Raw genomic sequence first — 14,446 nt, 5'->3', positions numbered from 1 at the left:
TACGGGCCCCGCCGGCACGGCGTCACCGTGAACACGCTCGTCCAGGCCGCCTGGGGACTGCTGCTCGCGCGGCTGACCGGCCGATCGGATGTGGTGTTCGGGCAGGTCGTCTCCGGACGGCCGCCGGAGATCCCGGGCGTCGAGCAGATGGTCGGGCTGTTCGTGAACACCGTCCCCGTACGGCTCCGGATCCGGGACGACGAGACCCTCGCCCAGCTGCTCACCCGGCTCCAGGCCGAACAGACCGCGCTGCTCGGCCACCAGCACCTCGGCCTCGCGGAGATCACCGCCCAGTCGGCCGTGACGCCACTGTTCGACACGCTCACCGTGTTCGAGAACTATCCGTTCGACCCGGCGGCGATGGGCGAGTCCGTGGCGGGCCTCCGGCTGACCGGCGCGGCGCAGCGGGACGCCACCCACTACCCCCTGACGTTGTACGTCGTCCCCGGCGAACGGCTGACCCTCCGCCTCGACCACCGGCCCGACGCCGTCGACACGACACTCCTCACCCGGTTCGCACGGCTGCTGCGCACCATCGCCGACGCACCCGACACGCCCGTCGGCACCGTGGACGTGCTGCTGCCCGGCGAACGGCGGCGGGTGCTGGAGGAGTGCAACGCCACGGCGCGCCCGGTGCCGGACGTGACGCTGGCGGACCTGTTCGAGGCGCAGGTCGCCCGCACCCCGGACGCGGTCGCGCTGGTGTACGAGGACGTCGAGCTGACGTACGCGGAGTTCGACACGCGAGTCAACCGCCTGGCCCACTACCTGGTCGAATGCGGCGTCGGACCGGAAAGCCGCGTCGCACTCGCGGTACCGCGCTCAGTCGAACTACTGGTCGCGATGTACGCCGTCCTCAAGGCGGGCGCGGCCTACGTCCCCATCGACCCCGACCATCCCGCCGACCGCCTCGCCTACGTCCTGACCGACACCCGGCCGGCACTGGTCCTCACCACGACCGACGTCGCCGGCCGGATCCCCGAGGTGCCGCTGCTCATCCTCGACGACCCGGAGGTGTGGGAGGAACTGGCCGCGTTCCCCGACGCCGCTCCGGCCCGGGCCGTCTCGCCGGGCAACGCCGCGTACGTGATCTACACGTCGGGGTCGACGGGGCGGCCCAAGGGAGTCGTCGTTCCGCACGCCGGGATCGTCAACCGACTGCTCTGGATGCAGGACGAGTACGGGCTGGGGGCTGGTGACCGGGTGGTGCAGAAGACCCCGGCGACGTTCGACGTGTCGGTGTGGGAGTTCTTCTGGCCCCTGCAGACAGGTGCCGCCCTCGTGATCGCCCGTCCCGACGGCCACCGCGATCCTCGCTACCTCGCCACACTGGTCCGCGAGCAGCGGGTCACGACCGCGCACTTCGTGCCATCGATGCTGGTCGCGTTCCTGACCGAACCCGAGGCCGCCGCCTGCACGGGCCTGCGGCGGGTGCTGTGCAGCGGCGAAGCCCTGTCGCCCGAGGCGACCGTGCGGTTCAACCAGGTGCTGCCTGATACGGAGTTGCACAACCTGTACGGGCCGACCGAGGCATCGGTGGACGTCACCGCCTGGCGGTGCCCTCCGGGAGCAACGAGCGTGCCGATCGGGCGGCCGATCTGGAACACCCGCGCGTACGTGCTGGACCCCGCGCTGCGGCCCGTGCCACCCGGTGTGCCCGGAGAGCTGTACCTCGCGGGTATCCAGCTCGCCCGCGGCTACCACGACCGGCCCGGCTTGACCGCCGAGCGATTTGTCGCCGACCCGTACGGTCCCGGCCGCATGTACCGCACCGGAGACCTCGCACGCTGGAACACCCACGGCCAACTCGAATACCTCGGCCGCACCGACCACCAAGTCAAAATCCGCGGCATCCGCATCGAACTCGGCGAGATCGAAACCGTGCTCGCCGGTCACGAGGACGTCGGCCACTGCGCGGTGATCGCCCGGTCGTACGGGGCGGACGGGATGCGGCTCGTGGCGTACGTCGTCGCCCAGGTCGCCGACCGCACCCGATTGGCGGCGGACCTGCGTGCGCTCGCCGCACGCCACCTTCCGGAGGCCATGGTCCCGGCGGCCGTCGTCGTCCTCGACGAACTACCGTTGGCCACCAGCGGGAAACTGGACCGCCGGGCCCTGCCGGAGCCCGAGTTCGCCGCCGCTTCATCGCGGACGCCCCGCACCCCGACCGAGGAGATCGTCTGCGGGCTGTTCGCCGAACTTCTCGGCGTCGACGGAACCGGCCCGGATGACGACTTCTTCGCCCTCGGCGGCGACTCGCTGCTGGCGATCCGCATGGTCAGCCGGATCCGGGCCGTGCTCGACGTCGAACTCGGCGTCCGCACCCTCTTCGACGCCCCGACCGTCGCCGCGCTGGCCGGGCGCCTCGACGAGACCCGTCGGGGTGCTCGGCCGGCGCTCGTGGCCGTGCCACGGCCTGAGCGGGTCCCGCTGTCGTTCGCGCAGCGGAGGCAGTGGTTCCTCGATCAGTTCGAGGGACGCAGCGCCACGTACACCATGCCGCTGGCGCTGCGGCTGACCGGCGACCTGAACGTCGACGCGCTGCGGGCGGCGCTGGCCGACGTCGTCGACCGGCACGAGGTGCTGCGCACCGTCTACCCGCAGGTCGACGGCGAACCGTGGCAGATGGTCCTGGACGATCCGCGCCCCGAGCTGCGGGTCACCGAGGCCGGTGATGTGGCGGCGGACGCGGCGTTCGGGTTCGACCTGGCGAGCGAGATCCCGGTCCGTGCCCACCTGTACGCGACCGGCCCCGGCGAGCATGTCCTGCTGGTGGTGCTCCATCACATCGCCGCCGACGGCTGGTCCTTCGCCCCGCTCGCCGGCGACCTGATCGGCGCGTACGCCGCGCGGGCCGAGGGGCGGGCGCCCGGCTGGGAGCCGCTGCCGGTCCAGTACGCCGACTACGCGCTCTGGCAGCAGGACGCGCTCGGATCCGAGGACGACCCCGGCAGCCTCATCTCCCGGCAGGTCACCTACTGGCGGGAGACCCTGGACGGGCTGCCCGACCAGCTCGACCTGCCGACCGATCGGCCCCGGCCCGCGCAGGCGTCCTACGCGGGTGGCCGGGTCCCGGTCGAGATCGACGCCGAGCTCCGCGCCGGCCTGGCCGCGCTGGCCCGGCGGGAGCAGTGCAGCCTGTTCATGGTGGTGCAGGCGGCGCTGGCCGCACTGCTGACCAGACTGGGCGCGGGCACCGACATCCCCATCGGCACCCCGATCGCCGGACGCACCGACCAGGCCTTGGACGACCTCGTCGGCATGTTCGTCAACACCCTCGTCCTGCGCACCGACCTCACCGGAAACCCCACCTTCCGAGAACTGATCGCGCGCGTTCGGGACGCGGACCTGGCCGCCTACCAGCACCAGGACCTCCCCTTCGAACACCTCGTGGAAATCCTCAACCCACCGCGCAGCATGGCCCGCCACCCGCTGTTCCAGGTCATGCTCGCCTTCCAGAACAACCCCCGCGCCCACCTCGCCCTCCCCGGCCTCACCGCCGAGCCCCTTCACCTTCACGCCGGCACCGCCAAGTTCGACCTGCACTTCGTGCTGGAGGACGACGGGGACGAGCTGGGCGGGATGCTGGAGTACGCGACGGACCTGTTCGATCGGGCGACCGCCGAGACGATCGCGGCGCGGTTCGTCCGGCTGCTCGGTGCGGCCGTCGCGAACCCGGATGTCAGGGTGGGCGACATCGACGTCCTCGACGCGCGGGAGCGGCACCGGGTCCTGGCGGAGTGGAACGCCACCGACCGTCCGTTCCCTGCGGTCACGCCGGTGGAGTTGTTCGAGGCGCAGGCCGCGCGGACACCGGACGCGCCCGCGCTTACCGCCGGAACACTCGCCGATCCGGCCACCGCCGTGACGTACACCTACGCGCGGCTGAACGACGAAGCGGACCGGCTGGCCCGGCACCTGATCGAGGAACACGGAGCCGGTCCGGAACGGCTCATCGCCCTCGCCCTGCCGCGTACCGCCGAACTCGTCGTCGCGGTGCTCGCCGTGCACAAGACGGGCGCCGCCTACCTGCCCGTCGACACGCGGTTTCCCGCCGACCGCATCGCCATGATGGTCGACGACGCGCGGCCGGTCGCGGCGGTGACCTGCGAGACGACCGCGCACGTGCTGCCCTCGGGCCTGCCCCAGGTACGGCTCCCCCTGCGGCTCGACGCCTCGTCCGAGCTCCCGCGCCGTACGCTCCCGGAACACCCCGCGTACGTCATCTACACGTCCGGGTCGACCGGGCGGCCGAAGGGCGTCGTCGTCCCGCACGGGACCGTCACCAACCTCCTCGACTCGATGGCCGAGCGGGTGCCTCTCACGTCCGAGGACACGCTCGTGGCCGTGACCACGGTCGGCTTCGACATCTCCGTCGTCGAGATCTACCTGCCGTTGCTGGCCGGGGCGCGGATCCGGCTGGCCCGGGAGGAGGAGGTCGCCGATCCGGTCCGGCTCGGCGAGCTCGTCGCGGATGCGACGATCGTGCAGGCCACGCCGACGTTGTGGCAGGAGCTCGTCGACCTGCCGGGCCTCGACGGGCTCCGCGTGCTGGTGGGCGGGGAGGCCCCGCCCGCCGGGCTCGCCCAGGCCCTGCTGGATCGCGGATGCCCGGTGCTCAACCTGTACGGACCGACCGAGACGACGATCTGGTCCACGTACGCGCCGATCGACGCGGCGACGGCGGCCCGCCCGCCGATCGGGCGTCCCCTCGGCAACACCCGGGTCTACGTCCTGGACGCCGCGCTACGGCCCGTGCCGCCGGGCGTCCCCGGCGAGCTGTACATCGCGGGCGCGGGACTGGCGCGCGGCTACCTCGGCCGCCCGGACCTGACCGTCGAACGATTCGTCGCCGACCCGTACGGGCCCGGCCGCATGTACCGCACCGGCGACCTCGCCCGACATCTCCCCGACGGGCGGATCGAGTATCTCGGCCGGGTGGACCACCAGGTGAAGGTCCGGGGGTTCCGGATCGAGCTGGGCGAGATCGAGGCCGTGCTCACCGCGCACGACTCGGTCTCCCAGGCCGTCGCCGTCGTACGGGAGGACCGGCCCGGCGACCGGCGCGTCACCGCGTACGTCGTCGGGCCGGGAGGTCGGCCGGGACCGGGAGGTCGGCCGGGGCCGGGAGGTCGGCCGGGACCGGGAGGTCGGCCGGGGCCGGGAGGTCGGCCGGGGCCGGTTGGTCGGGAAGAGCAGGTTGGTCGGGAACGACACGGATTGGTTGGTCGGGAAGGAGACGTGGACGCCGGGGAGCTACGGAAGTTCGCGGGCCAGAGCCTGCCGGACTACATGGTCCCGTCGGCGATCGTGACCCTGCAGGCGCTGCCGCTCACGCCGAACGGGAAGGTGGACCGGCGAGCCCTGCCCGCGCCGGACATCACCGCGTCGTCGCGGGCGCCGCGTACGCCGGTCGAGGAGGTGCTGTGCGGGGTCTTCGCCGAGGTGCTGGGAACGCCGTCGGTGGGGGTCGATGACGGGTTCTTCGACCTGGGCGGAGACTCGTTGCTGGCGACACGGATGGTGGCGCGCGTACGGTCGGTGCTCGGTGTCGAGCTGCCCGTCCGCGCGCTGTTCGAGACCCCCACGGTCGCCGGGCTCGCGGAGGCCGTACGGGGAGCGGACACCGCTCGCCCGCCGCTGACACCCCGGCCTCGCGCGCTCACCTCGCCTCCGCTCTCCCACGCGCAGCGACGCCTGTGGTATCTCGCCCGGCTCGAGGGCCGCACCGCCACGTACGCCATGCCGCTGGCGCTGCGCCTGACCGGTGACCTGGACGTCGACGCGCTGCGTGCGGCCCTGGCCGACCTCGTCGACCGGCACGAGACACTCCGGACGATCTTCCCGGAGTCGGACGGCAGGCCGTACCAGGTGATCCTCGAGGACCGGCTTCCGGAGCTGCGGGTCGAGGAGCCCGCGGACCTGGCGGCGGCCCTGGCCCGGGACGCGGCGAACGGGTTCGACCTGGCGAGCGAGATCCCGGTCCGCGCCCACCTGTACGCGACCGGTCCCGGTGAACATGTGCTGCTGGTCGTGCTGCACCACATCGCGGCCGACGGCTGGTCCTTCGCGCCGCTGGCCCGCGCCCTGATCGGCGCCTACGCGTCACGTTCGGGAGGACGAGCACCCTCTTGGGAGCCGTTGCCGGTCCAGTACGCCGACTACGCGCTCTGGCAGCAGGAACTGCTCGGCTCCGAGGACGACCCCGGCAGCCTCATCTCCCGGCAGGTCACCTACTGGCGCGAGACCCTGAACGGGCTGCCCGACCGGCTCGACCTGCCGACCGACCGGCCCCGCCCCGCTCAGGCCTCCTTCGAGGGCGGGCAGGTTCCCGTACGGCTCGACGCGGACCGCGTCACGGCCCTGGCGCGGCAGCTGAACGCCAGCGTGTTCATGGTGCTGCAGGCGGCGCTGGCGACGCTGCTGTCCAGGCTGGGCGCGGGCACCGACATCCCCATCGGCACGCCGATCGCGGGCCGGACCGACCAGGCGCTGGACGACCTGGTCGGCATGTTCGTCAACACTCTCGTGCTGCGCACCGACCTCTCCGGCAACCCCACGTTCCGGGAGCTGGTCGCACGGGTGCGGGACACCGGCCTGGCCGCCTACCAGCACCAGGACCTGCCCTTCGACCGCCTCGTGGAGATCCTGAACCCGCCGCGCAGCATGGCCCGCCACCCGCTGTTCCAGGTCATGCTGGCCTTCCAGAACAACCCCCGCGCCCGGCTGACCCTCCCCGGCCTCACCGCCGAGCCCCTTCACCTCCACGCCGGCACCGCCAAGTTCGACCTGACGCTGAGCCTGGAGGAGAACCTCGAGGGCGTCCTGGAGTACGCGACCGACCTGTTCGACCGCTCGACCGCCGAAGCGATCGTCGCGCGGCTGGACCGCCTGATCGCCGCCGTCACCGCCGACCCCGACATCCGCGTCGGCGCGGTCGACGTCCTCACCCCGGACGAACGCCGGTGGATCCTCCGGGATTTGGGCGACACCATCGTCCCCGTCCCGTCCGCCACGCTCGCGGAGCTGTTCGAGCTGCAGGTCTCCCGCAACCCGGACGCGACGGCGGTCGTCTTCGACGGTGAAGAGCTCACGTACGCCGAGGTGGCGGCGCGCGCCGGGGAACTCGCCGACACGCTCGCCGGAGCGGGCGCCGGGCCGGAGCGGATCGTGGCCGTCGCCCTGCCCCGCTCCGTCGACCTGGTCGTGGCGATGCTGGCAGTGTCCATGACCGGCGCGGCGTACCTGCCGATCGACATCGCCTACCCGCAGGACCGCATCGCGTACGTGCTGGAGGATGCGAAGCCCGTGTGCGTCGTCACCCGGAAGGGCATCGGCCTCCCCGGCGACCCACCGCGCCTGGACCTTCCACGGACCGGACTCCCCACGTCGAGTCCGGGCGTCGCAGCGGCCCCGAATGTCGGAGGCGACCCGACTGCCGCAGCCGGCTCGGAGGTCGGACGCGACTCGGGTGCCGGACGCGACTCGGAGGCCGGACGCGACTCGGAGGCCGGACGCGACTCGGAGGCCGGACGCGACTCGGAGGCCGGACGCGACTCGGAGGTCGCACGCGACTCGGAGGTCGCACGCGACTCGGAGGTCGGACGCAGCTCCCAGGTCGGACGTGGCTCGGAGGTCGGGGGGCGTCATGCCGCCGCCCGGGCGGGGGTGGACGGTGCGGCGTACGTGATCTACACGTCCGGGTCGACCGGGCGGCCCAAGGGGGTCGTCGTCACGCATCGGGGGGTCGCGAGTCTGGCGGCGACGCAGCGCGAGCGGCTGGGGATCGGGCCGGGGAGCCGGGTGCTGCAGTTCGCGTCGCCGGGGTTCGACGCGGCGTTCTGGGAGCTCGTCGCGCTCCTGTCGGGGGCGACGCTCGTGCTCGCGCCCGAGGACCGCCTCACCCCGGGGGCGCCGCTGGCCGAGCTGGTCGCCGAGCAGCGGATCACGCACGCGACACTGCCGCCGGCGGCGCTGCCCACGCTCGACGGGCTGCCGCCGGGACTGACGCTCGTCGTGGCCGGTGAGGCGTGCCCGCCCGAGCTGGTGGAGCGCTGGTCGCGGGACCACCGCATGATCAACGCGTACGGGCCGACGGAGACGACCGTGGCGACGACGGTGAGCGCGCCGCTGTCCGGCCGGGTCGTCCCGCCCATGGGGACCCCCGTGGCGAACACCCGTGTGTACGTGCTGGACGAGCGCCTGCGGCCGGTGCCGCCCGGCGTGCCCGGCGAGCTGTACGCGGCGGGTCTCAGCCTGGCCCGCGGCTACCTGGGCCGAACGGATCTCACCGCCGAGCGGTTCGTCGCCGACCCGTACGGCGCTCCGGGCGAACGGATGTACCGCACCGGGGACCTCGTCCGGCTCCGTGCCGACAGGCGGCTCGAGTACCTCGGCCGTACGGACCACCAGGTCAAGATCCGCGGCTTCCGGGTGGAGCCCGGGGAGGTCGAGGCGGTCCTGGCCGGGCACGAGGGCGTCTCCCGGGCCGCCGTGGTCGTACGGGACGACCCGGGCGGCAGGCGTCTCGTCGCGTACGTCGTGGGCGACGCCGACCCGGTGGGGCTGCGGGCGTTCGTCCGGGAACGGCTGCCGGAGTACATGGTCCCGGCGGCCGTCGTGCCCCTGCCCGAGCTGCCGCTGACCGCGAACGGCAAGCTCGACCGCGCGGCGCTGCCCGCGCCGGAGTACCGGGTGTCGGGCCGGGCGCCGCGCACGCCGGAGGAGGAGCTGCTGTGCCGGCTGTTCGCGGAGGTGCTCGGCCTGGACGGTCCGGCCGGCGTCGACGACGGCTTCTTCGACCTGGGCGGGGACAGCATCGTCGCGATCCAGCTGGTGGCGCGGGCCCGGCGGGAGGGGCTCGCGTTCACGGCGCGGGAGGTGTTCCGGCATCGGACGCCGGGCGCGCTGGCGGCGGTCGCGCGGCCCGCCTCGGAGGAGGCCGCGGAGGCGGAGCCGGAGGGGGCGGGCGTCGGGCCGGTGCCGCTCACGCCGATCATGAGCTGGTTCGCGGAGCTGGGCGGGTCGCTGCACCAGTCGGCGCTGCTCACCGTGCCGCCCGGCCTCGGCCTGGACCGGCTGACGCGGGCGGTCGCGACGCTCCTGGACCACCATGACGCGCTGCGCCTGCGGTTCGACGGGCAGTATGCCGAGGTCACACCGCCGGGTTCGGTGCGCCCGCACGTGACCCGCGTCGAGGGGCTGGACGAGATCGCCGGACACGCGGAGGCGGCTCAACGGTCCCTGGACCCGGCCTCCGGCGCGATGGTGCGGGTGGTGTGGTTCGACGCCGGCGACGCGCCGGGCCGGTTGCTGCTGACGCTGCACCACCTCGTCGTCGACGGCGTGTCGTGGCGGATCCTGCTGCCCGATCTCGTACTCGCGCTGGAGGGTCATCCGCTCGACCCGGTGCCGACCTCGTTCCGCCGGTGGGCCGGACGGCTCGCCGCCGCGGCGAACGATCCACAGCGTGTGGACGAACTCGCGTTCTGGACGGCGCTCGAGGACGACCCGCCGCTGGCCGGCCGGGCCCTGGACCCGGCGAAGGACACCGCCGAGACCGTACGGCACCTGCGGTCGGCCCTCCCGCCAGACGTCACCGAGCCCCTGCTCACGACCGTCCCGGCAGCCTTCCACGGCACGGTCAACGACGTCCTGCTCACCGCGCTCGCCCTGGCGGTACGGCGCTGGCGGGGTCGCGACGGCGTGCTCGTCGACCTGGAGGGCCACGGCCGCGCCGACCTGGGCGTGGACCTGTCCCGTACGGTCGGATGGTTCACCAGCCTGTATCCCGTACGGCTCAGCCCGGACACCACCGAGCCGGGCCCCGCCCTCAAGCGGATCAAGGAACAGCTGCGAGACGTCCCCAGCGACGGGCTCGGGTACGGGCTGCTGCGCTACCTGCGCCCGGGGACGCGCCTGACGGCCACGCCCCAGCTCGGGTTCAACTACCAGGGCCGGGTGGCCCCGGGACAGGGCGAGTGGTCGACCGCGCCCGAGTCCGACCTGCTCGGCATGGGCCACGGCGCGGGCACGCCGCTGCCGCACGGCATCGACGTCAACGCGGTGACCCATGACCTGCCCGACGGCCCGCACCTGAAGGTCACCTGGTCCTACGCGTCCGGCCTGTACGAGGAGGACGACGTGCGGGAACTCGCCGAGGCGTGGGCGGCGGCGCTGCGCGAGCTGGCCGTCACCGAGGACGGCGGGCACACGCCGTCCGACATCGGCCTCGTCGACCTCGACCAGGACGAGATCGACGAGTTCGAGGCTGAGCTGGAGGACCTGTGAAGACCCACGGCGGGCGGCTGGAGGACATCCTGCCGCTGTCCCCCCTCCAGCAGGGGCTGTACTTCCACGCCGCGCTGGACGACCGGGACCTGTACGCGACGCAGCTGGTCCTCGACCTGGTCGGCCCGCTCGACGTCGCGGCGCTGAAGGGGGCCGCGTCGGCCCTGCTCGCGCGGCACGCGAACCTGCGGTGCGGCTTCCGGCAGCGCAAGAACGGCGAACCGGTGCAGCTCGTCCACCGCGAGGTCGCCCTGCCCTGGGAGCAGACGCCCGGCGACCCCGACGCCGTCGCCGAGCGCGAGCGGACCCGCCCGTTCGACCTGGCCCGGCCGCCGCTACTGCGCTTCACGCTCGTCCCGGAGGCGCCGGACCGGCACCGGCTCATCGTCACCGGCCACCACATCCTCCTGGACGGCTGGTCGATGCCGGTCCTGGCCGAGGAGTTCTTCACGCAGTACCTCGGCGGCGGGCTCCCGCCCGTCACGCCGTACAAGCGGTACCTGGAATGGCTGGCCGGCCGGGACCGTACGGCGGCTCGCGGGGCGTGGGCCCAGGCCCTCGACGGAGTGGAGGAGCCCACGCTGGTCGCCCCGGCGACCGTGACCGGCCCACCGCTGCCGCCGGAACGGATCACCACGGAGGTCGCCCTGGACCTGGGCGCCGTCCGGCGGCACGGCCTGACGGCGAACACGCTCGTCCAGGGCGCGTGGGGCCTGCTGCTGTCCCGGCTGACCGGCCGCGACGACGTGGTGTTCGGGACGGCCGTGTCCGGGCGTCCGCCGGAGATCCCCGGCGTGGAGCGGATGGTGGGATTGTTCATCAACACCGTCCCGGTGCGGGTGCGGATCGACGAGGGCGAGTCCGTCGCGGCCCTGCTGACCCGCCTGCAGGACGAGCAGGCCGAGCTGTTCCCGCACCAGCACGTCGGGTTGACCGAGATCAGCAGGACGCCGCTATTCGACACGATGACCGCGTTCGAGAACTATCCACAGCCTGGGGATATCTCGCTCGGCGACGTCCGGGTGGCGCGCGTCGACCTGTTCGACGCGACGCACTACCCCCTCGCCCTGGTCGCCGCGCCTCTCGGCGGCGACCGGCTCTGGCTGCGGCTCGACCACCGGCCGGACGCGTACGACCGCGCGGAGGCGGAGCTGCTCCTGGCCCGCGTCGAGCGGCTGCTGCGCGCGATGGCCACGAGACCGGACGCCTCCGTCACGGACCTGGACGTCCTGCTGCCCGGCGAACGCGAGCGGATCCTGGGCGACTGGGCGTCCGGCCCGCCCGCCGTGCCACCCCGCACGCTGCCGGAGCTGGTCGGCGAGTGGGTCGAGCGCACCCCCGACGCCCTGGCCGTCACCACCCTGCCTTCCTCCGAGCCGCCGGAACCTCACCTTCGAACCGCCGCCTCGCTGACCTACGCGGAGTTGTGGGCGCGGGCCGGTGGGCTCGCCGGCGAGCTGACCCGGCTCGGTGTGGGCCCGGAGACCATCGTGGCGATCGCCCTGCCCCGATCGGTGGAGTTCGTCGTCTCGGCCCTGGCCGTGAGCCGGGCGGGCGGCGTGTACCTGCCCATCGACCCCGGCTATCCGCCGGACCGCATCGCGTACATGCTCGGCGACGCCCGTCCCGCCTGCGTGATCGCCCAGGACGGTGCGCCGCTCCCGTACGACGGCCCGCGGATTCCCCCACCCTCGCTGACCGCGGAACCGTTCCCTGCGGTCCCGGAAGGGCGCGTCTCCCGCGCCCAACGGCTTCGGGCGGAGAACGCGGCGTACGTGATCTACACCTCGGGCTCGACCGGGCGGCCGAAGGGTGTCGTCGTCTCGCACGCGGGCCTGGCGAGCCTGGCCGCGGCCGAGGCCGAGGGGTTCGACATCGCCCCGGGCGACCGGACGCTGCACTTCTCCTCGCCGAGCTTCGACGCGTCGGTGTTCGAACTGCTCATGGGGCTCGCGTCGGGCGGGACGGTGACGATCGTGCCCCCGGACGTGTACGGCGGCGAGGCGCTCAAGGACGCGCTGCGGCAGGTCGCGCACGGCTTCGTCCCGCCGGCCGTGCTCGCGGGCGTCGACCCCGAGGGCCTGGCGAACCTGCGCACCCTCGTCGTCGGCGGCGAGGCGTGCCCGCCCGGCCTCGCCGAACGCTGGGCGCCCGGCCGCCGGATGATCAACGCGTACGGGCCGACGGAGACGACCGTCGCGGCGACGATGAGCGCGCCGCTGACCTGCGACGCGTCGATGATCGGCCGGGCGATCACAGGCGCGCGAGTGTACGTGCTGGACGGACGGTTGCGGCCGGTGCCTCCCGGTGTGCCCGGTGAGCTGTACGTCGCGGGGATCGGCCTGGCCCGCGGCTACCTGAACCGCCCCGCCCTGACCGCCGAGCGGTTCGTGGCCGACCCGTTCGCACCTGGTCGCATGTACCGGACCGGGGACCTCGTCCGGCGGCGGGCCGATGGAGCTCTGGAGTACCTCGGCCGCACCGACGCGCAGGTCAAGGTCCGCGGCTTCCGGATCGAGCTCGGCGAGATCGAGGCGGTGCTCACCGAGCAGGCGGGCGTCTCCCAGGCCGCCGCCGTCGTCCGCGAGGACCGGCCGGGCGACCGCCGCCTCGTCGCATACGTCACCGGGCCGGGAGGTCGGCCGGGTGGTCGGCCGGGGTCGGTTGGTCGGGAAGGACGTGGGTTGGTCAGTCGGGAAGGAGACGCCGACCCGGCCGAGCTGCGGCTGGCGGCGGCGCGGACCCTGCCCGGCCACATGGTCCCCTCCGCCGTCGTCGTCCTGGACGCCCTCCCGCTCACCCCGAGCGGCAAGCTCGACCGCGCGGCACTGCCCGCCCCGGAGCCGTCCTCGGCCTCCCGGCCACCGCTCGGGCCCCTGGAAGAGATCCTCTGCGGCCTGTTCGCGGAGGTCCTGGGCCTGGACCGGGTGGGGGTCGACGACGGGTTCTTCGAACTCGGCGGCGACTCCCTCCTCGCCACGCGCCTGACCGGCCGGATCCGCGCCGAGTTGGGCGCCGAGATCCCGGTCCGCACACTGTTCGAGGCGCCGACGGTCGCGACGCTGGCCCGTCGGCTCAGCGTGGCGCACCCCGACGGCCCGACGCAGCCCGACAGCCCGACCCAGCCCGACGGCTCGACGCAGCCCGCTAGGGCCGGTAGTGCGACGGGCTCCGGCCTGGCGGGTGCCGGGGGCATGACGCCGCTCGAGGTGATCCTGCCGCTCCGCGTACGAGGAGACCGGCCGCCGCTGTTCTGCGTGCATCCCGCGATCGGGGTGGCCTGGTCGTACGCGGGCCTGGTCCGGCATCTTCCGGACCGGCCGGTGTACGGGCTGCAGGCGCGTGGCATCGCCCGCGACGAGGAGCTGCCGGGGTCGATCGAGGACACGGCCGCCGACTACGTCGCGGCGATCCGCGCCGTCCAGCCCGCCGGGCCGTACCACCTGCTGGGCTGGTCGCTCGGCGGCCTGATCGCGCACGCCATGGCCGTACGGCTGCGGGTCGAGGGCGAGGAGGTGGCGCTGCTCGCGCTCATGGACGCCTACCCGCTCGACGGGGTCCCGGACGCCGACGTACCCCTTCCCGACCTGCTGCGCGACCTGGGGTTCGACGTGGCCGACGACGTCACGACCGGGGACGTCGCCGCTCTCCTGGAGGGCAGCGCGCTCGGCGGGATCGACGGCCGTCACCTGGAGGGGATGTACCGGGCCTACCGGGGTGCCCTGCGCAACGGGCGCCGGTTCGTCCCGGGGCGGTTCGACGGGGACCTCCTGCTGTTCACCGCCGCCCGCAACGACGAGAGACCGCCTCCCGGCGTCTGGCAGCCGTACGCCGTCCGCGTCGAGGAGCACCCCGTCGACTGCGCGCACACCGAGATGGCCGATCCCGGTCCGCTGGCCCGGATCGCCGCGAGATTGAAGGAGACTCTGGATCCATGACCAACCCGTTCGAGGATCCCGACGGCCGCTACCTCGTGCTCGTCAACGACGAGGGGCAGCACTCCCTGTGGCCGACGTTCATCGATGTCCCGGCCGGGTGGACGGTCGCGCACGGCGAGGACGGCCGGCAGGCCTGCCTCGACTACGTCAACGAGCACTGGACGGACATGCGGCCGAAGAGCCTCATCGCGGCCATGGAACAGGACGAGAGAGGCTGA

The 14,446-nt window shown here is 73.6% G+C and carries 3 protein-coding genes; all 3 read left to right on the top strand.

The window, feature by feature from the left end:
- The first annotated feature begins 27 nt into the window (after positions 1-27).
- Genes ACYVF7_RS01740 through ACYVF7_RS01730 form a run of 3 tightly spaced genes read left to right on the top strand, consistent with a single transcriptional unit; the run spans position 28 to position 14,446 of the window.
- Positions 28-10,290, top strand: coding sequence for a non-ribosomal peptide synthetase (locus tag ACYVF7_RS01740; protein ID WP_460333759.1), 10,263 nt, complete (start codon positions 28-30; stop codon positions 10,288-10,290).
- Positions 10,287-14,228 (top strand): amino acid adenylation domain-containing protein, encoded by a 3,942-nt coding sequence (locus ACYVF7_RS01735; RefSeq protein ID WP_460333756.1) that lies wholly within the window; start codon positions 10,287-10,289, stop codon positions 14,226-14,228. Before ACYVF7_RS01740 ends, ACYVF7_RS01735 begins: the two co-directional genes overlap by 4 nt.
- Positions 14,225-14,446, top strand: coding sequence for an MbtH family protein (locus ACYVF7_RS01730; RefSeq protein ID WP_460333753.1), 222 nt, complete (start codon positions 14,225-14,227; stop codon positions 14,444-14,446). The genes ACYVF7_RS01735 and ACYVF7_RS01730 overlap by 4 nt, the downstream gene beginning before the upstream one ends.

This window comes from Actinoallomurus acanthiterrae (assembly GCF_054775715.1).
This window is presented reverse-complemented; position numbering and strand designations above follow the sequence as displayed.

Coding starts and splice junctions, on each gene's coding strand:
- ACYVF7_RS01730 (WP_460333753.1), top strand. CDS start 14,225: ATGACCAACCCGTTCGAGGATCCCGACGGCCGCTACCTCGTGCTCGTC.